Source organism: Parafrankia colletiae (genome assembly GCF_001854655.1).
In the GTDB taxonomy this organism is placed as follows: Bacteria; Actinomycetota; Actinomycetes; order Frankiales; family Frankiaceae; genus Parafrankia; species Parafrankia colletiae.
The window spans coordinates 1-25412 of sequence record NZ_MBLM01000121.1; the positions used below are offsets into that span (position 1 = coordinate 1).

General features: G+C 71.7%; 22 protein-coding genes. 8 read left to right on the plus strand and 14 right to left on the minus strand.

The window, feature by feature from the left end:
- Positions 1-30 precede the first annotated feature (30 nt).
- Entirely contained in the window at positions 31-552 is a 522-nt protein-coding gene (locus CC117_RS17540) for a TetR/AcrR family transcriptional regulator (protein ID WP_256385390.1), read from the plus strand.
- On the opposite strand, the gene CC117_RS17545 is transcribed toward CC117_RS17540, so the two are convergent.
- A complete protein-coding gene (locus CC117_RS17545; protein WP_241830201.1) occupies positions 457-2118 on the minus strand; it encodes a class I adenylate-forming enzyme family protein in 1662 nt (553 codons plus the stop codon). The two genes, CC117_RS17540 and CC117_RS17545, sit on opposite strands and share 96 nt — an antisense overlap.
- A gap of 259 nt (positions 2119-2377) precedes the next feature.
- Here CC117_RS17545 and CC117_RS17550 point away from each other — a divergent pair, with 259 nt between their 5' ends.
- The 3 genes from CC117_RS17550 (at position 2378) to CC117_RS17560 (ending at position 6071) form a co-directional block, all read left to right on the plus strand.
- On the plus strand, positions 2378-3676 hold the full coding sequence (locus CC117_RS17550; RefSeq protein ID WP_241830202.1) for an amidohydrolase family protein: 1299 nt from the start codon (positions 2378-2380) through the stop codon (positions 3674-3676).
- 214 nt (positions 3677-3890) lie between these two features.
- The gene (locus tag CC117_RS17555; RefSeq protein ID WP_071085514.1) at positions 3891-4862 is read left to right on the plus strand and encodes an LLM class flavin-dependent oxidoreductase; all 972 of its coding nucleotides are present in this window, start codon (positions 3891-3893) and stop codon (positions 4860-4862) included.
- 66 nt (positions 4863-4928) lie between these two features.
- Positions 4929-6071 carry a CaiB/BaiF CoA transferase family protein gene (locus tag CC117_RS17560; protein ID WP_071085516.1) on the plus strand — a complete coding sequence of 381 codons (1143 nt, stop codon included), beginning with the start codon at positions 4929-4931 and terminating at the stop codon, positions 6069-6071.
- A gap of 145 nt (positions 6072-6216) precedes the next feature.
- On the opposite strand, the gene CC117_RS17565 is transcribed toward CC117_RS17560, so the two are convergent.
- A complete protein-coding gene (locus CC117_RS17565) occupies positions 6217-8667 on the minus strand; it encodes a CoA transferase (RefSeq protein WP_071085518.1) in 2451 nt (816 codons plus the stop codon).
- A gap of 1 nt (position 8668) precedes the next feature.
- Positions 8669-10216, minus strand: coding sequence for an AMP-binding protein (locus tag CC117_RS17570; RefSeq protein ID WP_071085520.1), 1548 nt, complete (start codon positions 10214-10216; stop codon positions 8669-8671).
- A gap of 298 nt (positions 10217-10514) precedes the next feature.
- On the opposite strand from CC117_RS17570, the gene CC117_RS17575 reads away from it, so the two are divergent.
- From CC117_RS17575 to CC117_RS17585, 3 genes are all read left to right on the plus strand, one after another.
- The gene (locus CC117_RS17575) at positions 10515-10907 is read left to right on the plus strand and encodes a Zn-ribbon domain-containing OB-fold protein (RefSeq protein ID WP_071085663.1); all 393 of its coding nucleotides are present in this window, start codon (positions 10515-10517) and stop codon (positions 10905-10907) included.
- An 82-nt stretch (positions 10908-10989) separates the two neighbouring features.
- Complete coding sequence (locus CC117_RS17580; RefSeq protein ID WP_071085522.1) at positions 10990-12189, plus strand: thiolase family protein; 1200 nt, start codon at positions 10990-10992, stop codon at positions 12187-12189.
- The gene (locus tag CC117_RS17585) at positions 12189-13739 is read left to right on the plus strand and encodes an MFS transporter (RefSeq protein ID WP_071085524.1); all 1551 of its coding nucleotides are present in this window, start codon (positions 12189-12191) and stop codon (positions 13737-13739) included. Before CC117_RS17580 ends, CC117_RS17585 begins: the two co-directional genes overlap by 1 nt.
- Before the next feature lie 47 nt (positions 13740-13786).
- On the opposite strand, the gene CC117_RS17590 is transcribed toward CC117_RS17585, so the two are convergent.
- The 4 genes from CC117_RS17590 to CC117_RS17605 form a co-directional block, all read right to left on the minus strand.
- Positions 13787-14380, minus strand: coding sequence for a PaaI family thioesterase (locus tag CC117_RS17590; RefSeq protein ID WP_071085526.1), 594 nt, complete (start codon positions 14378-14380; stop codon positions 13787-13789).
- A gap of 245 nt (positions 14381-14625) precedes the next feature.
- Positions 14626-15366 carry a DUF4352 domain-containing protein gene (locus CC117_RS17595; RefSeq protein WP_131803087.1) on the minus strand — a complete coding sequence of 247 codons (741 nt, stop codon included), beginning with the start codon at positions 15364-15366 and terminating at the stop codon, positions 14626-14628.
- A 358-nt stretch (positions 15367-15724) separates the two neighbouring features.
- Entirely contained in the window at positions 15725-16576 is an 852-nt protein-coding gene (locus CC117_RS17600; protein ID WP_071085664.1) for a DUF72 domain-containing protein, read from the minus strand.
- A gap of 96 nt (positions 16577-16672) precedes the next feature.
- Positions 16673-18298, minus strand: coding sequence for an MFS transporter (locus CC117_RS17605; protein ID WP_241830203.1), 1626 nt, complete (start codon positions 18296-18298; stop codon positions 16673-16675).
- A gap of 230 nt (positions 18299-18528) precedes the next feature.
- On the opposite strand from CC117_RS17605, the gene CC117_RS17610 reads away from it, so the two are divergent.
- Entirely contained in the window at positions 18529-18951 is a 423-nt protein-coding gene (locus CC117_RS17610) for a PPOX class F420-dependent oxidoreductase (RefSeq protein WP_071085530.1), read from the plus strand.
- Between the two features lie 79 nt (positions 18952-19030).
- Here the strand turns inward: CC117_RS17610 and CC117_RS17615 are convergent, their stop codons facing one another.
- Genes CC117_RS17615 through CC117_RS17645 form a run of 7 tightly spaced genes read right to left on the minus strand, consistent with a single transcriptional unit; the run spans position 19031 to position 25408 of the window.
- Entirely contained in the window at positions 19031-19840 is an 810-nt protein-coding gene (locus CC117_RS17615) for a TetR/AcrR family transcriptional regulator (RefSeq protein WP_071085532.1), read from the minus strand.
- A 20-nt stretch (positions 19841-19860) separates the two neighbouring features.
- Positions 19861-20313: a nitroreductase family deazaflavin-dependent oxidoreductase gene (locus CC117_RS17620; RefSeq protein ID WP_071085534.1), complete on the minus strand. Its 453-nt coding sequence runs from the start codon at positions 20311-20313 to the stop codon at positions 19861-19863.
- A gap of 40 nt (positions 20314-20353) precedes the next feature.
- A complete protein-coding gene (locus CC117_RS17625) occupies positions 20354-21646 on the minus strand; it encodes a cytochrome P450 (RefSeq protein ID WP_071085536.1) in 1293 nt (430 codons plus the stop codon).
- Between the two features lie 6 nt (positions 21647-21652).
- Positions 21653-22468 carry an SDR family NAD(P)-dependent oxidoreductase gene (locus CC117_RS17630; RefSeq protein WP_071085666.1) on the minus strand — a complete coding sequence of 272 codons (816 nt, stop codon included), beginning with the start codon at positions 22466-22468 and terminating at the stop codon, positions 21653-21655.
- Positions 22469-22473: 5 nt separating this feature from the next.
- A complete protein-coding gene (locus CC117_RS17635; protein ID WP_071085538.1) occupies positions 22474-22680 on the minus strand; it encodes a ferredoxin in 207 nt (68 codons plus the stop codon).
- Complete coding sequence (locus CC117_RS17640) at positions 22681-23889, minus strand: amidohydrolase family protein (protein WP_071085540.1); 1209 nt, start codon at positions 23887-23889, stop codon at positions 22681-22683.
- A 46-nt stretch (positions 23890-23935) separates the two neighbouring features.
- A complete protein-coding gene (locus CC117_RS17645; RefSeq protein ID WP_071085541.1) occupies positions 23936-25408 on the minus strand; it encodes an aldehyde dehydrogenase family protein in 1473 nt (490 codons plus the stop codon).
- Positions 25409-25412: the final 4 nt, after the last annotated feature.

A 25412-nucleotide genomic window follows, 5' to 3' on the forward strand; every position in this document is an offset into this window, starting at 1 on the left:
TAACTAAGCGGCATTGGTTTCGAGACCGGTATCGAGGACACGCGCGTCGAGGAAATCTGCCAGGCCGCCGGAGTGACAAAGGGTACGTTCTACTTCCACTTTGCTCACAAAGAAGACATCCTGCTCGAGATGGGTGTCGAGACGGCCACTCTCCTCAACGACACCGCGGATCGGTGTGTCCGCTCCGACCGTAGTCTCGATGACTCCCTGCGCATGATGCTGAACGCGTTGGCGCGCAACATCAAGAGCACGCCACCGGCCGCGGTCAGCCGTGCGCTCGCCGAGTTCCGGCGCCCGCACCGGGCTCCTGTCTCCTATCAGGGGCCGGCCTTCGCCGAGGCCTTCGAGAAGGTTTTCGCGAAGGCCCAGGAAAAGGGCGAGGTAACCGAGAACATCGAGCCCGGGGAGATGTCACAGATCCTGGAGGCGCTGGTGGTCGACTCCATCATGGAGTGGTCACACGGCCGGCTCGGGCGGCTCAACCAGGCTCTGTACCGGCGAGCGGCCATCGTCACGGCGGGGCTGCACCCCGACGTCACCCTCCCGAGCTGACTCGGTCGCCTGCGCGCCCTCGGTCTGCGGCCCCGGCTCCCGGACCTCGGCCAGGGACCGCCGGTTGAGCTTTCCCGACTCGGAACGACCGAGATCGTCGACGATCTCGAAGGTCCGCGGCACCTTGTAGGCCGCGATGTGTTCCTTGCAGTAGTCGCGGACGGACTCCAGGAACTCCTCCCGCGACAGACCCGGCGCGAGCTGCACAATGCCGTGCACGCGCCGGCCCCAGTCGGCGTCGCGCAGCCCGACCACGGCGGCGTCCGCGACGGCCGGATGCATCAGCAGCACCGCCTCGACCTCGGACACGTAGACGTTGGCTCCGCCGCTCACGATCATGTCGGTGCGCCGGTCCGCGATGTAGAGGTAGCCCTCGTCGTCCAGTGAGCCGAGATCGCCGATCGAGAGGTAGCCGCCGGGGCGGGTCCGCGGCTCGGCCCGCCCGACGTAGCGGACGGTGTGCGCGCCCCCCGCCGGGCGGAAGAAGAGCTCCCCCACCTCGCCGCGCGGCAGCTCCGCGCCGTCGTCGCCCACCACGAGGACCTCGGTACCGAGCGGGCGGCCGACACTGCCCGGGTGCGCGAGCCACTCGTCGCCGCGGATCTGCGTGCTGCAGACCCCCTCGGACGAGCCGTAGCCCATCACGAACCGCTCCGGGCCGACCAGGTCGATCCACGCGCGGATCACCCAGTGCGGGCAGGCGCCCGCACCCTGGACAACCCGTTCCAGGCTGGAGAGATCCCGCTCGCGCAGGCCGGGCGTGCGCAGCAGGCGGATCAGCATCGTCGGCACCAGTGCCAGGAAGGCGACCCGCTCGGTCTCGACGAGGTCGAGCAGCTGCTCCGGGTCGAACCGCTCCATCACGATGTTCCGGTAGTCCGCCAGCAGGGTGTGGTGGAGCAGCGCGAAGCCCTGCGTGTGGTAAAGCGGCGAGCAGATCAGGTTCACCGGGTGCCGGTGGTCACCCGTTCCGAGCAGCAGTCCCCCGCGGCCGGTGCCCGGCCCCCCGCCGGACTGCAGTACGGCCGCCTGCGAGGAGGCGATCAGCTTCGGCTCGCCGGTCGAGCCACCGGACGCGATCAGCCACGCCGGGCGGGCCGCCGGCGGCGGCTCACTGCCGGTTCCGCCAGCTCCCCCGCCTGGGCTCTCGGCGCCCGCCGCGGCCGCCGCGGCCGGGACCAGGTCGTCGACGGTGACCTCACCAGCGGCGGCGGGTGGCCGGTCGACGATGACCACGGCCGGCCGGGCGGCCGCGAGGATCCGCTCGCGTTCCCGCTCCGGCAGGTCCGGGCGGAGCGGGAGCACCGTCGCGCCGGCCCGCCAGGCCGCGTGCGCGCACACCACATGTGCCGCGCGGCTGGGAAGTTCGACACACACCACATCGCCCGGACGAACACCCAGCCCGAGAAGGCCGGCAGCGGTGCGCCGACTCGCTTCGGCGAGGTCCTCCCAGCGCAGTGTCTCGCCGCCACGGGCGGTGGTGGAAAGCGCGATGGCAGCAGGGTGAATCGCGGCCAGCTCGTCCACGCGCTGTGGCCAGGTGACCGCCGTCACGTTATCGGGCAAGGCCGCGACCTGAAGCGCCCACATGCCCGTGCCGGGCGGCCGTCAGCCAACCGGATAAGAAATCTTCGCAACCCACGATCTCGCTCCTCGGCCACGCCGGAATACCACGGGGGACGGATGGCTGTGAGGGCGGAGTGTACGCGGTTCACGGACCGGTGAGTAGGGGGCCGCGAACCGCGGATGGGGTAGCGCCCGAACCTGTACCAGAGTTAGACTCGGTTCAAATCTGAAGGCCATGATGAACTCTCTGGAGGGCGAGTTGACTGAGACCCCTCAGCTTGGGACGCGCGGAATCTATGTCGCCGATCTTGAGCAGAGCCTGTCCTACGGCATTTTCGATGCGGATCATCATCTGTACCCGCCGGCGGACGCGGTCACGCGATACCTCTCGGCTGAGATGACCGAGCGGGCCTGGCTGCCCGGAGAGCCGAGGATGCTCACCGAGGAAGAGCACGAGGAAGACGACGAGGCCGACCACGAGCGGCGCACGCTCGGTGTCCACTCGCAGCCCGAGGGCGGCCACGGCGGCGTCGACATCTCCGAGCTCCCCGCGATGCAGGGAAGTATCCCGATTCCCGGCGCGATGCTCAACAAGTTGAACCCGATGAAGGACCTCGACCAGCTGAGCCGCGCCCAGCTCGTCGAGCGATACAACGCGATGCGCCCGGCCTTCGAGAAGAAGGACCCGCGGCTGGCGCTGATGGACATGCAGAACGTCGAGGTCGCGGTGCTGCACGCCGTCGGCACCGGTTGGGAGAGCGCGTTCCGTCGCGGCGACGTCGAGGCCGGCTACGCCGTGAACCGGGCGTTCAACGACTGGCTGTGGGAGGACTGGGGCTTCGCCCACGAGAACCGGATCCTCGTTCCGGTCCCCGTCCAGCTGTACGACGTCGACTACGCGGTGGCCGAGCTGAAGCGGTGCCTCGAACGCGGTGCCAAGCTCGTCGACCTGCTGCCCGGGCCGGCCTACAACGGCCGCTCGCCGTTCGACCCCTACTTCGACCCGTTCTGGCAGCTCGTGAACGACGCCGACATCCGCGTCGCCGTCCACCTCGGCGGCACCTACGCCCGGCACGGCGCCGAGTGGAGCGAGGACCCGAACGCCCGCTACCAGAACTTCGACGGCTTCCAGTGGGTGTCCTACTGGGGCGACCGCCCGATCATGGACACCGTGACGGCGATGTTCTACCACAACCTCTTCGGCCGTTTCCCCAAGATCAAGGTCCTCATCGCCGAGTTCGGCACCGTCTGGCTGCCGTACCTGCTGCGCAAGCTCGACCACGCGATGCTTCTGGGCCGCAAGCCGAAGTGGGGCACGCTCCCCGGCCGTCCGTCGTCGGTCTTCAAGGAGCGGTGCGTCATCGCCCCGTTCCCGGAGGAGAACGTCTCCAAGGCCATCGACGTCGTCGGAAGCGACTGCCTCGTCTTCGGGTCCGACTTCCCGCATTCCGAGGGCATCCCCGACCCGATGCAGTACGTCTCGCTGATCAAGCACCTCGACGACACCACGATCCGCAAGATCATGCGCGACAACCTCGTGAACTTCCTCGCCGACTGACACCGAACCCACCCGGGCGCACGTCCCGCCCGGGACACACGCTCGGTGGGTACCGGGCGGATGGGGCCTACCGGTACCCACCGGATCTCACGAGAACACCGGCCGGCGCACCGGCCGCACGCATCGCTCCTGCCGTTCGCGGCGTCGCCGCCCGTCGCAGCCCGGCGCCGGCCCGGCGTCGCGCCGGCCGGTGCCGCAGGAAGGTGGACTGGCCATGCGCTTCGCGCTGCGCTTCGATTTCCGCAACCCGGCTTTCGCGGGGACCACGACAGCCGACCGCTACGCCGCTGCGCTGGATATCGCCGAGTGGGCCGACCGGCTCGGCGGCTCCACCATCACACTGTCGGAGCACCACGGCTGCGACGACGGCTACCTGCCGAGCCCGATCCCGATGCTCGCCGCCATGGCGGCACGCACCAGCACGATCCGCTTCAGCATCGCGGCGCTCATCGCGCCGTTCCACGACCCGCTGCGGCTCGCCGAGGACCTCATCGTCCTCGACAACCTGAGCCGGGGCCGGGTCGACGTCATCATCGCCGGTGGTTACGTCCGCGAGGAGTTCGAGCTGTTCGGCGTGCCGATGCGGGAACGGCCGCGCCGGGTCACCGAGGTGGTCACCACGCTCAAGGCGGCGTTCACCGGCCTGCCCTTCGAGTACCGCGGCCGGCGCGTCCACCTCACACCCGGGCCGCACCAGCCCGGCGGGCCGTGGATCTGCCTCGGCGGGAGCAGCGAGCCGGCCGCCCGCCGGGCCGCCCAGATCGCCGACGGCTTCCTGCCCACGGACCCGGCGGTCTGGGAGTTCTACCGGGACGAGGTGCTGCGGCTCGGCCGCCCCGACCCCGGCCCGAGCCCGATCGGGGCCACCAGGACGGTGGCCCTCGCCGAGGACGCGGAAAAGGGCTGGGCGCAGATGGGCCCCTGCTTCCTCTACCAGACGAACGCGTACGGTGCCTGGCAGGCACGGGACGGCCTGGCGAACCCCTACCGCACCGTGCCCGACATCGACACGCTGCGTGAGACCGGCCTGTACCGTGTGCTCACCCCGGACCAGCTCGTGGCGGACCTGACGGCGTCGCGGACCCCGTTCGTCAACTTCCACCCGCTCTGCGGCGGAATGCCGATCGACCTGGCCTGGTCGAGCCTGCGGCTCTTCGAGCACGAGGTGCTGCCCAGAATCCGCTGAGACCCGGCTGAGACCCGCACCACGGGACGGCGCCGCCGCGACCATCGACCGTCGAAGGAGAGATCGATGCCCGAGCCGACACCGGATCCGAAGCTGCCGCTGGCCGGAGTCACGGTGCTGGACCTCACCCGGCTGCCGCCGGGCGGCTTCTGCACCGTCCTGCTCGCCGACCTGGGCGCCGACGTGATCAGGGTCGAGTCACCGAAGGGCCGGTTGTTCGACGGGCCCATCGGGCTGAACCGCGGCAAGCGCTCGCTCGCGCTCGACCTGCGGCACCCGCGCGGCCTGGACGTCCTGCGGACCCTGGCCGGGCACGCCGACATCCTGGTCGAGAACGAGCGGCCCGGTGCGATGGACGAGCGCGGGTTCGGCTACAGCCACGCCGCCGTCGAGACGCCTCGGCTCATCTGGTGCTCGATCACCGGCTTCGGCCAGGACGGGCCGTACGCCCAGTGGTCCGGGCACGACCTGTCGTTCGCCGCGCACTCCGGGCTGCTGACCGCGCTGAACCCGGAACAGCCGTGGCACCCGCAGCTGATCCTGCCGATCCCGGTCGGCGCGCTGATGGCCAGCGTCGGCATCCTCGCCGCGCTGCGCGAGCGGGACCGGACGGGCACAGGCACCCAGCTCGACATCAGCCTCTCCGAGTCGGCGACGTGGCTGCTGTCGTCCGCCGACGGGATCATCGACCGCGGGCCGCGGGGGGTTCCGCTCGGTCCCGACCGCCGCGTCTACGAGTGCGCGGACGGGACCTGGGTCGCTGTGACAGCCGCCGAGCCGCGCACCTGGGCCGCACTGTGCGGGGCGCTCGGGCTGGACGATCTGGCCGGTTCGCTGCACCGCTGGGACGACGCGGAGGCTGCCACCGAGCGGGTCGCCGCGGCACTGCGGGCCCGGCGGGCGGAGGACTGGGTGGCCGAGCTCGGCCCGCTCGGCGCCAGTGTGGTCCGGGTGAACCGCGGGCCGGACCTGCCGGACGACCCGCACGTGGCGGCCCGCGGCCTGCTGCAGAAGGTCGGTGACCTGACGGTCCCGCGCTCCCCGATCCGGCTGCGCGACGGTGCGGCGGCCGAGGAGCGCCCGCCCGCCGCCACCTATCCGCCGCCTCCGGTCGGCGAGCACACCCGCGCCGTGCTCGCCGAGGCCGGGCTCAGCGCCGCCCTCATCGACGAGCTGCACGACAGCGGCGCGGTGGGCCGCCGCGCCTGATCCGTCCTGCCCTGTCCTGCTCTGTCTGCCGGCGCCAGCTCTGCCTGGCGCCGGCTTTCTGCTGTCTGCGCCTGCAGGCACGGCGCGGGATACCGCTGGCCGGGTGCGCGGGGTGAGGCCGAACCCGGCACCCGGCCAGCGGAGCTCAGGTCAGCCGGTTCAGCTGGGGAAGCCCGTCGGGCAGGCAGAGGACCTTGTCCTCGGCGAGCTGTTTCATCTCGGGCTCGGTGAGGCCGAGCCCGGTCAGGATCTCGATGGCCTGCGAGCCCACCGCCCCGGGGTTGGCGCCCACGACCGGCGGGGTCTCCGACAGCCACCGGCCGATGCCGGGGCGGGCGATGTCCGCCCCGTGCGGGCCGCGCTCGAAGTAGACGACGCCGCGGCCGTGCAGGTACTCGACCGCGTCGTCGATCGGGACGGCGACGTGCGCGCCGATGCCGGACCCGGTCAGTACCTCGACCCAGTGCGCAGCCGGCTGGGTGGCGAACCGCGCGGCCAGCTGGTCGGCGAGCGCACCGCCCGGGTCGCGCCAGCCGTCGGGATCCTCCGGGCGCTCGAGGCCCACCAGACCGGTCAGACCGGCGAGGGCGGGCAGGTCCGGCGGTGTGGCTGCGAGGAAGAACCAGGTGTCGCTGCCGGCGTAGAAGCGGTAGAGGGCGCTGGCGCCGTACTCGTTGCGCAGGGCGTCCGGGCCGGCGTCGTCCGGGTCCTGCGCCTCGGCGATCAGGTGCACCGCCTGGTGGAAGGTGGAGCCCTGTACCAGGGACGCACCGACCGCCTGGCCGCCCGCCCCGCGCAGCCGGGCGTAGAGCGCGACGGCCACCGCGTAGGCGCCGAGGATGCCGGTGTCGGCGTCGTTGATCGGGGTCGGCTGGTAGAGCGTCCAGCCGAAGCGCGCGCCGTAGCGCCAGCTCATGCCGGTCGCCGCGTTGCACTGGTTCTCGTAGCCGCGCCGGTGCGCCCACGGCCCGCGCCGCCCGTAGGCGGTGATGGAGCAGTGGACCAGGCCCGGGTTGATCCCGCTGACCCGCTCGTAGTCGATGCCGTACCGGGCCTGCGACTTCAACGTGAAGTTGGTGACCAGCGCGTCGGTGTCGCGGATGAGGTCACCCAGCAGGCCACTGCCGGCGGAGCTGCGGGCGTCCATCAGGATGGTGCGCTTGCCCCGGTGCAGCTGACCGACGATGCCGTCGGTGACGGCGGGCACCGGGTTGCCGACCTTGACGACGTCGGCGCCGAAGTCGGCCAGCACCCGCGCGGCGGTCGGGCCGGCGACCGCCTGGCTGACGTCGAGGGCCGTGTACCCCTCCAGGGGCAGGTCCACCGACCGCCGGCCGCCCGGACGCGCAGCCCCGGATCCGGCGGCCCCGGATCCGTCTGACCCGTGCGACCCGTGCGATCCGTGCGATCCGTGCGATCCGGTGGCCGGGCCGAGGCCGCGCAGCTCGGTGCGCAGCTCCGTCAGCATCTCGGCGAGCAGGTCCTCGCGGTCCTGGTCGGGCAGGTGCCGCGGCCGCGGGGGCGGCGGCTCCAGGCCCAGGTCGAAGCTTCGCCCGGGCATCACCAACGGGCCGGCGACCGGGTCGTCCAGAGTCAGGACGGCCCCGGACTCGCGCGCGTGGTCGGTCGCGATCCACTGCGCCGGGGTCCGGACCATCGACACCGGCATCTCCGCGGCGGCCGCCACCTCGTCCCACCAGGCCGCGGGACGGCTGCGCACCAGCTCGGCGAACATCTCCATCGCCCGGTCGCGGTGCTCCATCGAGAAGCCACGGCCGGCGATGTCGATCAGACCCTGGCGCTCCCACTCCTCGGCGACCCCGGCGGCGGCCAGCAGCGGGATGACGAACTTCGAGTGGGGCGAGAGGTCTATGAGACCACCGTCGGCACACCGGTAGGTGAGGTCACGCAGCAGGTGGCTGTCACCCATCAGCGGGTTCTCGTACACCCGCATGCCCAGCATCGTGCTGTAGGCCTCGGTGAACACCTCCGCCAGCGGGATCTGGATCTGCTGCCCGCGGCCGGTACGCTCCCGCGCGATCAGGGCCATGACCACCGACACCGCGCCCATCAGCGCGCCGAAGTTGGACGCGGTCGTGATCGGCGTGAACAGCGGCGCCGTCGGGTCGGCCACGGTGGCCTTCCTACGGCCGGACGGGTCCCAGTGCTCGTTCAGCGGCCGGTAGCCGGCGACCGCGGTCTGGATCACGCCCTCCCACGCGGCGAGCGGGGCCTTCGGGTCGTCGCCGGCGAAGCCGGGCAGCGACAGGTAGACGAGGCGCTCGTTGGTGGCGCGGACGGCACCCGACCCGAGGCCGAGCCGGTCCATCACCCCGGGCCGGAAGTTCTCGATCAGGACGTCCGCCCGGGCGACGAGGTCGTGCGCTGTCGCCCGGTCCGCGGCGTGCCGCAGGTCCAGGGTGATGCGCCGCTTGCTCCGGTTGACGTAGGGGTCGATGGGGCCCGGGGCCCGCGCGGCGTCCGGGGCGTCGACGTGCACGACGTCCGCCCCGGCTTCGGCGAGCAGCAGCGCGGCCACCGGGCCGGCGATCTGGTGCCCGAAGTCGACGACGCGGACGCCGGCGAGCCCGGCCATGCTAGTTGACCTCGCGGGTACGGCCGGCCCAGTACGGGGCGCGGAGCTTGAACTTCTGCAGCTTGCCGGTCGCGGTGCGCTCCAGGACCGCCCGCACCTCCACGCTGGTCGGGCACTTGTAGTGCGCCATCCGGGCACGGCAGAACTCGATCAGCTCGGCGGGGGTCGCCGCGGACTCGGGGCGCAGCACGACAAGGGCCTTGACCGTCTCGCCCCACTTGGGGTCCGGGACGCCGATGACCGCCGCCTCGGTGACGTCCGGATGCTGGTAGAGGCAGTCCTCGACCTCGATGGAGGAGACGTTCTCCCCGCCGGTGATGATGACGTCCTTCTTGCGGTCGGTGATGCTGAGCGACGAGCCGTCGAACGTGCCACCGTCACCGGTGTGGAACCAGCCGTCCCGGATCGCCGCGGCCGTCTCCTCGGGCTGTTCCCAGTAGCCGTCGAAGACGTGGTTCGACCTGGCCAGGACCTCACCGGACTCGTCCGTGCGCAGTCGCACGCCCAGCGCCGGGGCACCGGCCTGCGACAGCAGCCGGGCGCGTTCGAGGGCGGGCAGCTTCTCCCACCCGCGCCGGGCCCGGTTCACCGTGAGCAGCGGCGACGCCTCGGTCAGGCCGTAGATCTGGATGAACTCCCAGCCGAGCAGCTCCTCCACCCGCGCGATCACCGCGCTGGGCGGGGGCGCACCGGCGACCACCATCCGCACCCGGTCGCTGCCGGGGACCTCGCGGCCGGCCTCGGCCCGTGCGGCGGCGGCGTCGAGGATGGAGGCGACCACCGCGGGTGCCCCGCACATGAGCGTGACGCCGTCACGCTCGACCCGGGTGAGGATGTCCTCCCCGTCGATCTTGCGGATGACGACGTGCGTGCCGCCCATGCCGGTGACCGCATAGGGCATGCCCCAGCCGTTGACATGGAACATCGGCAGCGTGTGCAGGTGCACGTCGTGCTCGGTGACGGTGGTGTGCCAGCCGAACGAGGCGGCGTTCAGCCAGCAGTTGCGGTGGGTGAGGCGGACCCCCTTCGGCCGCGCCGTGGTGCCGGAGGTGTAGTTGATCGTGCAGACGGCGTCCTCGTCCGGCTCCCACTCGTCCGCGGCGCCGCCGGGGTCCGCGGGAGCGAACAGCTCCGCGTCGGACACCCCGTCGAGCACCAGCCGCTGGGGGATCTTCACGCCCGCGAGCGCCTCGGCGTAGTCCGGATCCACCAGCAGCAGTTCGGCGCCCGAGTGCTGGAGCACATAGGACACCTCCTCCGGCCCGAGGCGGAAGTTCACCGGGACCAGCACTCGCCCGCTGCCGGACACCCCGAAGAAGGAGGTGAGGAAACGGCCCGAGTTGGGGGACACGATCGCCACCCGGCCGCCGACCGGCACGCCCAGGCGCGACAGCCCCTCACCCACCCCACGCGCACGCGCCGCGAGCTCCGCGTACGRCAGCCGGCCCAGCGAACCCGCCTGRCCCGGCTCGTCGATCACCGCGAGCGCCTCCGGATACACCGACTCGGCGCGCTCCAGAAAGTCCCTGACCGTAAGAGCGACCTTCATGCCTGTCCTCCCCTCCGCACGACCGGGTTGACAGTACAGGTACTTCAACCTAGTGTAAATACAGACAGACAATCCAAGATGACTAGTCCGAGCTGAACAGTCCAAGATGACCATTCGCCGCCACGACACGCGCCGGAGCAGTTCACAGGCCAGCAGAGCAGTTGCGGGTCAGCCGTTAATAGCGCGGGAAGCGATTCGCCTTATCCGGTTACCGGCATGCCGTCAATACGCCGGCCCGGTCCCGGGCGGGATTCGCGCGCAGCCGTCGTGACGCGCACCCGAGCGCGGGGAGTTGTTCGTGGCAGAGCGGATTCCGCTGGTGGACTATCTGGTTCTCGGCGACGAGCCGCATATCGTCGCCCAGGAGTGCGTGCAGTGTTCCGCGCGCTTCTTCGACCGGCGCAACGCGTGCGCGTCCTGTAGCGGTACGGAGTTCCGGGCGGTCGACATCCCCCGGGAGGGAACGGTGTACACGTTCTCGATCGTGTCGCTGGCCCCGCCGGGCGTCCCGGTGCCGTTCGTGGCGGCGGTCGTCGACTGCGGCGGGACGAAGGTGCGCGGAGTTCTGGTGAACATCGAGCCGCGCCCGGAGAACGTCACTCTCGGGATGAAGGTGCGGCTGGCCACCGTTCCCCTGGGGGCGGACACCACGGRCGTCGAGGCGGTCGGGTACGGGTTCGAGCCGGTCTAGTGCCGGTCCAGTGCCGGTCGCGGCACCAGTGCCGGTCGCGGCACACCCCAGCAGGCTCGTGGAGACGATCGGAAGGTCAGCCATGGCGGAGGACGTCTGGATCCTCGGGATCTCGATGACGAAGTTCGGCAAGCACCGGGACAAGGACACCATCGACCTCGCGTCGCAGGCCGCGCTCGCCGCGCTCGCCGACGCGGGCGTCACCATGCGCGACGTCGGTGTACTCGCTGCCGGCAGCCTGACCGGCGGCAGCTCCAGCTTCGGCCAGCTGCTGCAGAAGCAGATCGGGCAGACCGGCATCCCGGTCTACAACGTCGCGAACGCCTGCGCCACCGGCGCGACCGCGCTGCGCGTCGCGATCATGGCGATCCGGGCCGGTGAGACCGACATCGGCCTGGCGGTGGGCGTCGAGAAGCTCGCCGGCGCGGGCCTGCTCGGCTCGCCGCCGAAGGAGGAGGACGGCACCTGGTCACGCCGGGGCCGCTTCGGCGCGCTCGCCCCGCTCGAGGGCCGGGTCGGCACCGATTCCATGCCGGGAGTGTTCGCGCAGATCGGCATGGAGTACGGCCACCAGTACGGCGGCGCCGACTTCAAGCTGTTCGCCCGGATCGCGGAGAAGAACCACGCGCACTCGACCCTCAACCCGCTGGCCGCCTACAGTCGCCGCTTCACCCTCGACGAGATCATGAACGACGTCATGATCGCCTACCCGAACACCCGTCCGATGTGCTCGGCGAACTGCGACGGCGCGGCGGCGGCGGTCGTCGTCAGTGACAGCCGGCTGCGGCGGATGGATCCCGAGCAGCGCCGACGCGCCGTGAAGATCAGTGCGTCGGTGCTCACCAGCGACCCGTGGCAGGACGCCTGCCAGGTGCTGCCGGACGTCAACACTCTCACCCGCCAGGCCGCCGCCAGGGCCTACGAGCAGGCCGGGATCGGCCCGAGCGAGCTCGATCTCGTCGAGCTGCACGACTGCTTCGCCACCGCCGAGCTGGTGCACTACGACAACCTGAGCCTGTGCGAGCCCGGCGGCGCCGTCGACCTCTTCGAGTCGGGCGCCACCTGGCGGGACGGGACGATCCCGGTCAACGTCAGCGGCGGCCTGGAGTCCAAGGGCCACCCGATCGCGGCGACCGGCATCGCCAACATCTGGGAGATCTGCCACCACCTGCGCGGCGAGGCCGGTGAGCGGCAGATCCCCGGCGCCCGCGTCGGGCTCGCGCACGTCATCGGGCTCGGCAGCGCCTGCGGGGTGCACATTCTGGAAAAAGCCGCCGCCTGATGCCGCCGAAGCAGGAGCCCGCCTCCCCGGCGGTCTCGGCGGTCCCGGCGGTCGCCGCGGAGGGCGCGGAGGCCGCCGTCGGGGACGGGCCGTCGGTCAGCGGCTCGATGGCCGTGCTGGTGATGGCCGCGACGGCCTTCTCCATCGCGCAGACCACGGTCGTCCCCGGGGTCGGGGCGCTGACCGAGGCGCTGCACACCACCCCGGCGAACGTCTCGTGGGTGTTCAGCGCGTACCTCATCGCCGCCGCGATCCTCACCCCGATCATGGGGCGACTCGGCGACATGTTCGGCCGGCGGCGGCTCCTCATCGTCGCGTTGCTGCTGTTCGCCGTCGGAAGCGTGGCGGCGGCGCTCGCCGGCAGCATCTGGCTGGTGGTGGCGGCGCGGGTTCTCCAGGCCTCCGGCGGCGGGATCTTCCCGCTGTGCTTCGGGATCATCCGCGAGACGTTCCCGGAGCGCCGCCAGCCAGGTGCCATCGGCCTGATCGCGGCGATCGCCGGTATCGGCGCCGGTGCCGGCCTGCTCGTCGGCGGCCTGCTGCTCGACCACGCGTCCTGGCGCTGGATCTTCTGGATCGGGGCGATCATGTCCGGCGCCGCCGCGGTCGGCGCGCTGCGGCTCCGGGAGTCCGGCACCCGCACCCCCGGCCGGATCGACCTGCCCGGCGCCCTGCTGCTCGCCGTCGGGCTGACGACGCCGCTCGTCGCGCTCACGCAGACGTCCAGCTGGGGCTGGGGCAGCCCGCGCACCCTCGGGCTGATGGCCGCCGGCCTGGCGATCCTGGTGTGCTTCGGGCTGTTCGAGCGCCGGGTCGCCGAACCCCTGGTCGACATGCGGGTGCTGGGCCGTCCGGTCATCCTGGCCACCAACTTCGCCACCCTGCTGGCCGGCTCCTGCATGTTCGGCGCGTTCGTGCTCGTCCCGCAGATCGCGCAGGCGCCGGAGTCGGTCGGCTACGGGTTCGGGCTGGATGCCACCGGCGCCGGCCTGCTGCTCCTGCCCGCCTCCGTCGCCATGCTGCTCATCGGCGCGAACGCCGGCCGGGTCAGCCTGCGGCTCGGTGCCCGCAAACCCCTCATGGGCGGGTTCCTGTTCGCCGCCGCCGGCCTGGCCCTGCTGGCCACCAACCACGGCAGTGAGGGCGTGGTGATCGCGACGACGTGCGTCGTCTTCATCGGGATCGGCCTGAGCATGTCGGTGGTTCCGAACATCATCGTCGTGTCCGCCCCGGCCGACGCGACCGGGCAGGCCACCGGGGTGAACGCGCTGGTGCGCTCGGTCGGCGCGGCGCTCGGCTCGCAGGTCGTCGCCACCCTGCTCGCGGCCAGCGAGACCGCGGACCACCCGCTGCCCACCGACGGCGCCTTCACCCGGGCCTTCTGGCTCGCCACCGGCGCCGCCACCTGCGCGGCCCTCGCCGCCGTGCTGATCCCCCGGCACCGCCCCGCCCCGAACGTGGACGTCACGAGCGTGCCCCCCGCCGACTCGGGCGCGGACCCGGCGGCGGCCGCGACCATGGGGCAGCCGAGGGCCGACCGGCCGGCCTGACCGTCTCCCGGGCACCGGGCACCGGGTCCGCCCCGGAGCCAGCCGGGTCAGCGCTGGCCGGGCAGGAGGGTGATGAACAGGGCCTCGGCGTCAGCGGTCACGGTCTCCCCGTCGTAGATCGCACCGGTGATGTACCGCTTGCGCCCCTCCTCCCCGCCAAAAAGGATCTCCACCCGCAGGTTGACGTCGATCGGGGTGATGTTGCGGAAGTTCACGTTCAGGTAGGCCGTGCGTGCCATCGGGCGCCCACCGGCATTCGAAAGGCGCCCCATAATCTCGTCGAACATCAGCGGGATGGCCCCGCCGTGGACCGCACCGAAACCGCCGAGATAATAGCGACCAAAGGTCACATGCCCGACCAGGCGCAGTTCGTCGGCCTCGTCGACGTGCACCACGGGAAGCAGCGCCTGCGCCCGGCCCGGGATACCGGCGATCCGGCCCGAGGCCTGCACGGCCTCCGGCACGGAATACGGCTTCATCAGGCCGGCCAGTTCTTCCATCCCCTGCCGGGCCCGGGTCGCCACCTCCACCGGAAGCCGAACACCACTGATCGTGTCCTGCAACACCCGAAGAGCATCGGACAGCCGGCCGAACTCGGATTCCTCGTCGGACAGCTGCCGATCACTGTTCCAGATATCCACCCGTCGATTATCGCATTTCAGGGTGCTTGATGGCGCCTGTCAGCGCCAGGATTGCTCAGTACCCGGCCGACGCATCTGGCACCGGTCGCGAGAACCATTGTCCCGACGCTGCCCGGGTCCGGCGCTGCCCGTGCTCGGCGCTGCCCGTGCTCGGCGCTGCCCGTGCTCGGCGCTGCCCGTGCTCGGCGCTGCCCGTCGAGCCCTGGCCGACGTGTTCTCGGCCAGGGCTCTCGGTTCGCGGACGGTCAGATGCGCCAGGAGACGCTGCCCGGGYCCGGGTCGTCGAACCGGACGAGGTCGTACCCGTCGGTGACGTCGAAGACGAGCGTCGAGGTCACCGGGGAGCCTGGCTCGCCCATGTCCATGCCGAACATCGAATCCGAGAAGAGCGGGCAGGTGACTGTGCCCTCAGGGCCCTGGATGGAGAACGCGAGGAAGTCAGGCCATACGTAGCTCGGGCTCTGCACCGTCACGTCCACCACGACGTAGGTTCCGTTGCGGGGCCGCGTCGGATATCCCCCTTCGGGGGCCGTCTCCTGCCGGCGGACGTTGTCGAGAGTGAGACTGAAGGACACGGGCCGCTCGCAGTCGAGCATGTCGTAACGGAGGACCACCGTCTCGCCCGCGGCGACGACGGGGTCTGCTTCGTCAGGTGACCGCGGGCCCAGATCCGCCACACCACCCAGGGGTTCGGGGCAGCCGGAGATCCCGCCCGACATCGCACCCATGCCCGACATCGTCGGGCCGTAGAAACCCCCTTCCTCGGGGCTGGCACCGTTCAGTTCCCAGGCGAGGTCGCGGGCCAGTTCCTCGCGGTCGTCACGGACGACCGTGAGCGCGCTCAGCGCGACGGCGGCGGCCGCCAGCACCGTGATCGCGACGAGCAGCCAGCCGTGCCACGCCGGTGTGCCCGCGGGCGCCGCGGGCGGCTGCGGCGGGTACCAGCCGTAAGGCGGCCACGGACTCCCGGGAACGCCTGGCGGCACGGGCCCGTGGTCGACCGGTGCCGCCTCTGGCCCCTGGGCCGGCGCAGGGGCTGCTGCCGCGACCGCCGCCGGTCCCGTGCTCGCTGCCGGAGCCGGGCTCGGCGCCGGAGCCGAACTCTCCGGGGCCTCCGGGGCCGCGGGAGACGGCGGCGGCGCCGGCGCGGGTTGGGAAGCGGCCACTCCGGATTGTTCCTCTGATGCTTTTTCGCGTTCCTCCGCCATACCCCACCCCTTCGTTCGGGATCCGGTGCTCCGGAATCCCGCCATACGGAACGACGCACATTAGCAGGAATGCACCACCAGCCGCCTTTTCCGCATTTCGGCCGAAGGTCGCGAGGACCGTGGACGCCGCGAAGGCTCAGAACAGCGTCAGGGGCTCCGCGGGAATCGGCGTCGGCAACGCTTCGAGTTCCGGAACCCGGGCCCGGACGTCGTCGTGGAAACGCCGGGCGAGCAGCGGCGCGTCGGCGTTGTCCGGGGTGTGGATGAAGACCGTGGGCGAACGGCCCTCGCGCAGCCATCCGGTGACGACGTCGACCCAGGGCTGCCAGCCTTCGACGGTCCGCTCCGCATCGTCCCGGCCGAGGTAGCGGACGATCGGGCGGTCGGTCAGCGCAGCTGTGCGCAGGGGTGTGCGGGGCTTCTTGGCCCAGGCGTCCCGCTCGGCGTCGCTCGTCGGCGGGCTGCGGAAGAACACCGTCGTGTCGAAGGGGATCCATTCGGCGTCCAGCGGCGCGAGTGCCGACGTGAGCAGGCTCGCCGCGCGCGGGTTCTCGAAGAACGCCGGATGACGGACCTCCACCGCGTACCGGTGGCCGGTGCCGAGCCCGCTCAGGAACCGGCCGAGCAGCGGGACGTCGGCCGGCCCGAAGGCCGCGGGCAGCTGTGCCCACACCGCGTGCACCCGGGGGCCGAGCGGCTCGATCGCGTCCAGGAAGGAACGTGCGATGTCGTCGACGTCGGTCAGGCAGCGGTCGTGGGTGATGGTTTTCGGCAGTTTGACGACGAGGCGGAACCCGGGGTCGGTCTGCCGGGCCCAGGAAAGCGCCGTCTCGCGGTTCGGGGTGGCATAGAACGTGGTGTTGCCCTCGACCGCGTTGCACCAGCTGGCGTAGCTGCGCAGCCGCTCGTGTGCCGGCAGCGGATGCGCCAGGAAACGCCCCTGCCAGGACCGGTGGCTCCACATCGCGCATCCCACGTGAAGGCGCATGTCACGCAGCATATGCACCGCCGGCACCGGAACCGCACCCTGACGGGTGCGGTTCCGGTGCCGGCCGGCGGGTGCCGGGGGTGGCGGGTGGCTCCGTCAGACCGCGGTGCCGGAGCTGCCAGAGCCAGCGGTGCTGGCCGTGCTGGCGGTGCTGGCCGTGCTGGCCGTGCTGGCCGTGCTGGCGGTGCTGGCGGTGCTGGCGGTGCTGGCGGTGCTGGCGGTGCTCGCGGAACTCGCTGACCGGCCCCGCGGGATGGTCAGCGCCAGGACCGCGGCGATCACGGCGGCGGCGGCGCACATCGCGAACAGCTCCTGGTAGCCGTCGAGCGAGGGCAGCTCGGCAGCGCCGACGGACACCGTCTGCGCCGCGAGGATGCTGCCGCCGATGGCGCTGGCCAGCGAGCTGCCGATCGAGCGGAACAGCGCGTTCAGGCCGTTCGCCGCCGCGATCTCGGTCGGCGGGGTGAAGGCGTTGATGAGCGAGGGCATGGCGGCGTAGCCGATGCCCGTCCCGATCCCCACCACGGTGTTGCCGAGGATGATCTGCGTCAGCGAGTCGGCGAAGATGATGCGCGTACCCCAGCCGAGGGCCACCACGACGGCGCCGACGGCGAGCGTGGGCGCGCCGCCGAACCGCGTGACCATCCGCGCGGCTACAGGTGCCAGCAGCAGCATGCCGATACCGCTCGGCAGCATCGCGAGGCCGCCGACGACCATCGACGAGCCGAAGCCGTACCCGGTCTCCTCCGGCGCCTGCACGAACGAGGCCGTGCCGATCATCGAGGCGAACAGGGCGAAGCCGAACAGCAGCGAGGCGATGTTCGTCAGCAGCAACGGGCGGCGCAGGAAGGCCGCCATGTCGACGAGCGGGTCACGGATCCGGCGCTCGACCGCTCCGAGCGTCGCCAGCAGGACCACACCGAGGGCCAGCAGGCCGAGCACCCACGGCGAGCCCCAGCCCCAGTTCCCTGCTTCGGCGAGCGGGAGCATCAACGCGACCAGCCCGGCGCTCAGCAGCGCCGCTCCCACCAGGTCGACCCGCCCCCCGGTGCGGCTGGGAGCCTCGGGAACGACCGCGAGAATCATCGCGAACGCCAGTACACCGCCGACAGCGGTGATCCAGAAGAGCACGTGGAAGTCGGCGTGCTCGGCGATCAGGCCCGCCAGCGGAAGGCTCAGTGCCGCGCCGACACCGAGCATCGAGCTGATCAGTGCGATGGCCGACCCGACCCGCTCCTTCGGCAGCAGCGACACCAGCAGGCTGATCCCGAGCGGAATCGCGGCTGCGGACAGGCCCTGAACGGCCCGCCCGACGATCAGCAGCGCGACGTTGCTGGTCAGTGCGGCGAGCAGGGATCCGACTGCCAGGGCAGCCATCGACAGGAGCAGCATGCGGCGCTTGCCGAACATGTCCCCGAGGCGCCCCATCACGGGTACGCCGACCGAGGCGACCAACAGCGTGGACGTCAGCAGCCACTCGACGTTCGTGTGCGTGGTGTTCAGCTCGGTCGGCAGGATCGACAGCACCGGCACGAGCAGCCCCTGCGCCATCGACACCATCAGCGCGGCGAAGCCGACCACGACGAGCTCGAGGCTCGCGCGGCCACGGGACGTGTGGGATCTGATCCCGGCCTCCGCCGCGGCCTGACGGTCGGGCGGGCCCGTGGTCTGGGCGGTCCCCTGTGGGCCGGCGTTCCCCACCGGCACGGACACCTCGGTCATACCTGGTCCCTCGGGGTCTTGTGTGCTGACGGCCCCGCCCGACCCGCGGGCCGACGGCAGAGCCGAGCGCTACCGGAAGAATTTCCTCCATTTACGCTAGCACAACCGGACGACGACCCTCCGCTTAGCCCTGGCCGACTCCCCTGCAGGTCACGTCACCCGAGCCGGAGCCGTCGGGTAGGAAGGAGGCCAGCAGGATCCGGCGTCCCGTCGGGTCGGGAGGAGGGGCCGTGGCGACGCAGTCCGTGCCCGAGGAGCTCGGTCAGCTGCTCACCGCGCCGAACCCGAGCGTCATCACGACACTGCGGCCGGACGGCCAGCCCGTCTCGGTGGCGACGTGGTACCTGTGGGAGAAGGACCGCATCCTGGTCAACATGGACGAGGGCCGCCGGCGCCTCGACTACCTCCGGGCGGACCCGCGGGTCTCGCTCACCGTCCTGCGCAGCGGCGACTGGTACACCCACGTCAGCCTGCAGGGCCGGGTGGTGGAGCTGGTGCCCGACACCGGGCTGGTCGACATCGACCGGATCTCCACGCACTACACCGGCGGGCCCTATCCCGACCGGGTCCGCGGCCGGGTGAGCGCCTGGATCGAGGTCCTGCGCTGGCACGGCTGGCAGGCGGGCAGGAGCAGCGGCGGCACCACCCACTGACCACGGCGAAAGGCGCGGGCACGGGACGACCTCCGAGAGGTACCCGCACCCGCGCCCGGCGACTCAGGCCCGTGGTGGCTCAGCCGGTGGCTGTTCCGCCTGCGGCGGCCCCCGCGACGGAGCCGGCACCGGCGCTCCCGGCGGCGGCATCGGCGCTGGCACCGAGGCCGCGTAGGCAGAACGCCCAGACGCGGTCACCGACCTCGGCGGCCGACTCGTTCTTGTGGGATGCGAAGGCGTAGTGGTGGAACACCGCCCTCACCAGCAGGTTGACGAACTCCGCGGCCTCTGCGGTGTCGATGGGCGCGATGAGCCCGGCGTCACGCGCCGCTTCCAGCTCGCCGGCGACGAGACTGGCGAAGGGGCGGGTGGCGTGCTCGATCTCGTCGGGGTAGAGCTGGTGCAGCCGCCAGTGCTCGGCGGTGATGAACCGCGCGCCGCCGCCCACACCGAGCCTGACGCCGTTGCCGCCGCCTCCACCCCCTCCGTCGGAACCGCCGCCCTCGCCAGCGCCGGCACCGTCACCAGATCCGGCACCGGCGGCCTCGCGGTCGCGGTCGATGGAGGACAGGGCCGCCTGGATGTGCAGGCGCAGGCGGGCGAGCGGGTCCGGCTCGTGTGCCGCCCGCTCCCGGTAGTGCGTGGTCTGCTCGCTGATGACGTCCTCGATGACCGCGAGCAGGAGCTGGTCCTTCCCGGGGAAGTGCCGGTAGAAGGTCTGCATGGCGACACCGGCCTCCTTCACGAGGTCCTGCGTCGTGAAGGAGGAACCCCTGCTGGTGATCAGTCGCCGCGCGGCGTCGACGATCACCTTCATCTGCTGCATGCTGCGGGACCGGGACCGCTGAACCAGCGGCGACCGGTCCACGGCACGGTCGGCCCAGGACACTCCTCCGACGGTACCGGTGTCTAGGCCGCGGACGCCGCGGGCGCCGGGGACAGCACGACCACGGGTATCGGGCGCTCCGTTCTGGCCTGGTACACGTCGTAGTTCGGCCAGACCTCGGTCATGATCTTCCACAGTCGAGGCTTCTCCTCGTCGGAGGCGGTCCGCGCGACCACCGGCAGGTGCTGCGCGCGGACCTGGATCTCCGCCGCCGGCTGCGCGGTCAGGTTCTCGTACCACAGGGGCGCCGTCGGCGACCCGCCCTTGGAGGCGATGACGAGGTAGTCGTCACCGTCCCGCCCGAAGATCAGCGCGGATGTCCGAGGCTGCCCGGAGCGCCGACCGGTCACGGTGAGTAACAGGGTTGGCACGCCGTTCCATTCATAGCCGACCTCACCGTCGGTCTCCCGGTAGCGCGCGATGTGCTCCGCGCCGCGGAGAGAGATATCCGGCGGGCGGTATCCGGGCTCACTCATGCTGGACTGTCTCCTGCCGTGTCAGTGCTGCGAAGCGGGCTCAGCGGTCGAACAGGACGGGGATCTCGGTCGCGCCGCGCTCGTACATGCCGATGAGGCGCGGAGGCTCGGCGGCCGGGTCGAGGCGCAGGTTCGGCAGCCGGTCGAGCAGCGCACCGATCCCGACGGTGATCTCGGCCCGGGCGACGTGCATGCCGAGGCACACGTGGGCGCCGCTGCCGAAGCCGAGCGAGCGCTTCATCGGGCGGTGGATGTCGAACTCGTCGGGCCGGTCCCACCGGGCCGGGTCCCGGTTCGCGGCTCCCAGGCAAAGGTGCACCACCGACCCGCGCGGGATCCGCAGCCCACCGAGCTCGACGTCCCGGGTGGCGAAACGGGCGAACATCGGGTCGGTGGGTGACCAGCGCACCGACTCCTCCACGGCCGGGCGCAGCAGCGACCGGTCGGCCCGGACGGCCTCGAGCACCTCGGGACGGCGCAGCAGGGCGGTCAGCGTGATGCCCATCTGCTTCCAGGTGGTGCCGGAGCCGGCGAGCAGCAGCAGGATCGCGAACGTGTAGATCTCGTGGTCGGACAGCTGGTGGCGCACCCCCTCCTCGTCAGTGATCTCCGCCTGGACCAGCACGCTGATCAGGTCGTCCTGCGGCGCCTCGCGCCGGGCGGCGACGATCGGCGCGAGCATGCGGATCACCTCCGGCGGGTCGTTGAGCACCTCGCGGATGTGCAGCGCCTCCTCGACGGCGACCCCGAAGCTGCTGGTGATCGTCAGCACCGGGATCGCCGCGCAGAAGTCGACGTTCAGCTCGGCGGCGCCGTCGCCGGCGAACCGGTCGATGAGGGCGTGCACCGTCTCCTCGATCCAGTTCGTGATCCACCACGGCCCGCGGGCCGGGACGAACGACGGCTGGACGAGCGCGCGGTAACGGCGGTGCTGGGCGCCGCCCATCGACAGCATGCTGCTGCTCGCGCCGATCTGGCCCCCGGTGGGGTCGACGGCCTGCGGCGACGACGCGAAGGTCTCGTTGTCGCGGAAGACCTGGTCGCACACGTCGAACGAGAACACCGAGAAGTGTGGCCGGTCCGGGTAGGGCAGGCCCTGGAACATGGCGGGCCGGTCGTAACCGGTCAGCTCGTGGACGATGCCCTCGTGCACGGGGCCCCGCTCGCGCAGCTCCCGCCAGACCGGGTTGGGGTCATCCTCGTAGTCGCCGCCGCTGCGCGCGTTGTAGCTGCTGCGCAGGTCGAACAGCTCCCGCAGCCGTTCCCGGTCGAGCACCGCCGCCGTCGGCGGGGCACCGCTGCCGCGGTCGTTCACCTGGGTCACTCCGCTCATCCGTCCTCACCTGGCCAGATATCCGCCGTCGACCGGGAGGAGGACGCCGGTGATGTTGGCGGCCCGGTCCGAGACCAGGAAGACCGCCGCCTCGGCGCAGTCCTCCGCGGTGATCGGCCGGCCCAGCGGGTGGTTGGCCCCGGTCTGGCGGGCCAGCGCCGCTGTGGTCTCCTCGTCGCTACCCATACCGCCGGCGGTCATGAAACCGGTGTACGGCATCCCGGCCGGGCAGATCGCGTTGGCCCGGATCCCGAAGGGGGCCCCCTCGATCGCGACGGCCCGGGTCAGCTGGTGCACGCCGCCCTTGGTCGCGCCGTACACCGAGCCGCCCCAGGCGACGATCCCGGCGACGGAGCCGGTGTTGAGGATGACTCCGCCGCCGCCCTGCCGCTTGAACCGGAGCACCGCGTGCTTGCTGCCGAGGAACACCCCGCGCAGGTTGACGGCGACCAGGCGGTCGAAGTCCTCGACCGAGTGGTCCTCCAGCTTCGCGCCGAGGCGTGGGGTCGGCACACCGGCGTTGTTGAACACGATGTCGAGGGTGCCGAACCGCTCGGCGGCGTGCTCGAGCGCGCCGGCCACGTCCGCCTCCACGGAGACGTCGCACCGCACGGCGACGGCCCGCGCCGCGGCGCCGGACGGCCCGCCCGGCCCGTCCGGCCGCTCGAGCTTCTCGATCTCGCGGACCGTCTCCTCGGCACCGTCGAGGCTGATGTCCGCGCACACGACCCGGGCGCCCTCCGCGGCGAAGCGCAGGGCGGAGGCCCGCCCGACCCCCGATCCGGCGCCGGTCACCACGGCGACCTTCCCGTCGAGCAGCATGCTCGTCACGTTCCCTTCTCCTGTGCCAGCCGCAGCGCGCCGGTCGGGCAGGCGTCCACGGCGGAACCGATCACGTCCTCCTCGTCACCCATCGGGTCCAGGACGACGACCTTGGCCACCTCGTCGTGGGCGAAGCTGTCCGGCGCGTAGAGGACGCACATCCCACTGCCGACACAGCGCTCGCGGTCGACGGCGACCGAGGGGGCACCCACTCAGACGCCGCTGAGGACGGGCGGCTCGGCCGGGGTGAAGCGGTAGAGCCGCTCCGCGTTGCCGCGCAGGATCTTGTACTGCGTCTCGGCCGGGAGGTGGCCGATGATGCCCTTGACCGTCTGGATGCAGTTCGGCCAGGTGGAGTCGGAGTGCGGGTAGTCGGTCTCGCACATGATGTTGTCCTCGCCGATCTCGGCGATGCTGGCGATGCCGTGGTGGTCCTCGATGAAGCAGCCGTAGACGTGCTCACGGAACGTCGCACGGATGTCGAGCGTGTCCAGGTCGAGGTTGGCGGCGGCGGCGTGGTCGTTCCACTGGACGCCCTTCTTGACCCAGTGCCGCTGCTTGTCGAGCACCTGCTCGGCGCGCTCCAGGTAGTACGGCATCCAGCCGATCTCACCCTCGGACAGCGCGATCTTCAGCTTCGGGTACCGCTGGAACATGCCGCTGAACAGCCAGGAGAGCATCGCGCCCGAGGTGCGCATCGCACCCCAGGTCAGGTTCGCCATGAACGGCGCGTCCGGGGCGATCTTCGGCACCTGCGACGACGAGCCGACGTGCATCGACACGACCATCTCCAGGTCRTTCGCCGCGGCCATCACCGGGTCCCWGTACCGGTCCTTGTCGTGGATGGTCGGCAGGCCGAGCGGCGCCGGGTTCTCCGAGAAGGCGAACGTCGTCGCGCCCTTGGCGGCGCAGCGCTCGAGCTCGGCGGCGGCGAGCTTCGGGTCCCACAGCGGGATCAGCACCAGCGGGATGTAGCGGCCCGGCGCGGCGCCGCACCACTCCTCGATCATCCAGTCGTTGTAGGCCTTCAGGCAGACCAGCCCGAAGTCCCGGTCGCTGGCCTCCATGAACAGCTGGCCGCAGAACCGGGTGATGGTCGGGAAGCACAGCGAGGCGAGGATGCCCGCGCGGTTCATGTCCTCGACGCGGGCGGCGGCGTCGTAGCAGCCCGGCCGCATCTCGGAGTACTTGAGGGGGTTCGGGCTGAACTCCTCCTTCTCCTTGCCGGCGACCGCGCTCAGCCCGGAGCTGGGGAACCGCTTCCCGTCGTAGACCCAGGCGTCCATGCCGTCGGCGTCGAACTCCATGTGCGGGGCCCGGTCACGGTCCTTCGCCGGGAGCCGGTCCAGCCACAGGTTCGGCGGCTCGAGCACGTGGTCGTCGACCGAGATCAGCCAGTCGAGCGAGAGGTTGTCAGTCATTGCCGCTCCTTGTCGATCGTCAGTCCGCCTGGTCGGCGGGCGGTCGTCAGCGGGGGTCACTGATCGCAAGATGCTTGACCTCCTGGAAGGCACGGATACCGTCCGGCCCCCGCTCGCGGCCCAGGCCGCTCTGCTTGTAGCCGCCGCTCGGCGCGTACGCGCTGAACATGCCGCCGACGTTGACGTTGACCGCGCCGGTGCGCAGCCGGCGGGCGACCGCCGTCGCGGCGGCGACGTCCGCGCCGAAGACCTGGCCGGACAGGCCGTAGTCGCTGTCGTTGGCGATGTGCACGGCGTCGTCCAGGTCGCGGTAGCCGATGATGCTGATCACCGGGCCGAAGATCTCCTCTCGGGCCGCCGGGTTGGTGTTGTCCCGCAGGTCGAGCACGGTCGGCTCGAAGTAGTAGCCGCGGTCGAGGCCAGCCGGCCGGCCCCCGCCGAAGGCGACCTTGCCGCCGTGTTCCTCGGCGGTGGCGACGAACCGCTCGCAGCGTTCCCGCGCCGCCGCGTTGATGACGGGGCCCATCCGCGCCGTCGGGTCGCTGGGCGGGCCGACGGTGATGGCCGCGTACGCCCGCGCCACCGCCTCGACGACCTCGTCCTTGTGGTCCTGCGGCACGAGCATCCGGGTGGCGGCGACGCACGCCTGCCCGGCTGTCGCCGCGACCACCGCGGCGGCACCCGCCGGCGCCCGGCCGACGGCGTCCGGCAGGTAGATCTGCGCCGACTTGCCGCCGAGCTCCAACGCGACCCGCTTCACCGTCGGCGCGGCCTGGGCGAGGATCCGCCGGCCCACCGCGGTCGAGCCGGTGAACGAGACCATGTCGACGAACGGATGGCTGGTCAGCAGCTCCGCGCCGATGGAACCGGCCTCCACGACGACGCTCAGCGTGCCCGCCGGCAGCCCGGCGGCGTCCGCCGCCGCCCCGAACAGCAGCGAGGAGATCGGGGTGAGCGGACTCGGCCGCAGGATCACCGAGTTGCCCGCCATCAGCGCCGGGATGAGCTTCTGGAACGCCATGATGATCGCGCCGTTGTACGGCGTGATCGCGGTGACCACGCCGACCGGCTCATGCCGGCGGATACTCAGGGCCGCCCCGCCGCGCAGCAGGTCGTCGACCGGCAGCGGGTTGTGATCCTCGTGCTGCATCGACAGGTACAGGTCGATCGTGCCCCGCGCCAGCGCCACCCCGGCGCCGAGCTGGGCCCGCTCGGCGAACGCCGCCGGCTGGCCCGCCTCGGCGACCATGGTGGCGACGAACGCGGCGCGGTGGGCCACGATGTGGTCGACGAAGGCGTGCAGCACCCGGGCCCGTTCGGCCGGCGGGGTGTCCGCCCACGTGCCGGCGTCGAAGCAGCGCCGCGCCTCGGTGACGGCCCGCTCGATCTCGGCGAGCGGGGTGACGGAGACGTCGGTGACATGCGACTCGTCCGCCGGGTTCTCCACGGCGAGCGGCTCGTCGCCGTCCACCCAGGTGCCGGCGACGTAGGAGCGCCGCTCGGCGATGAGGTCATCCACCGGC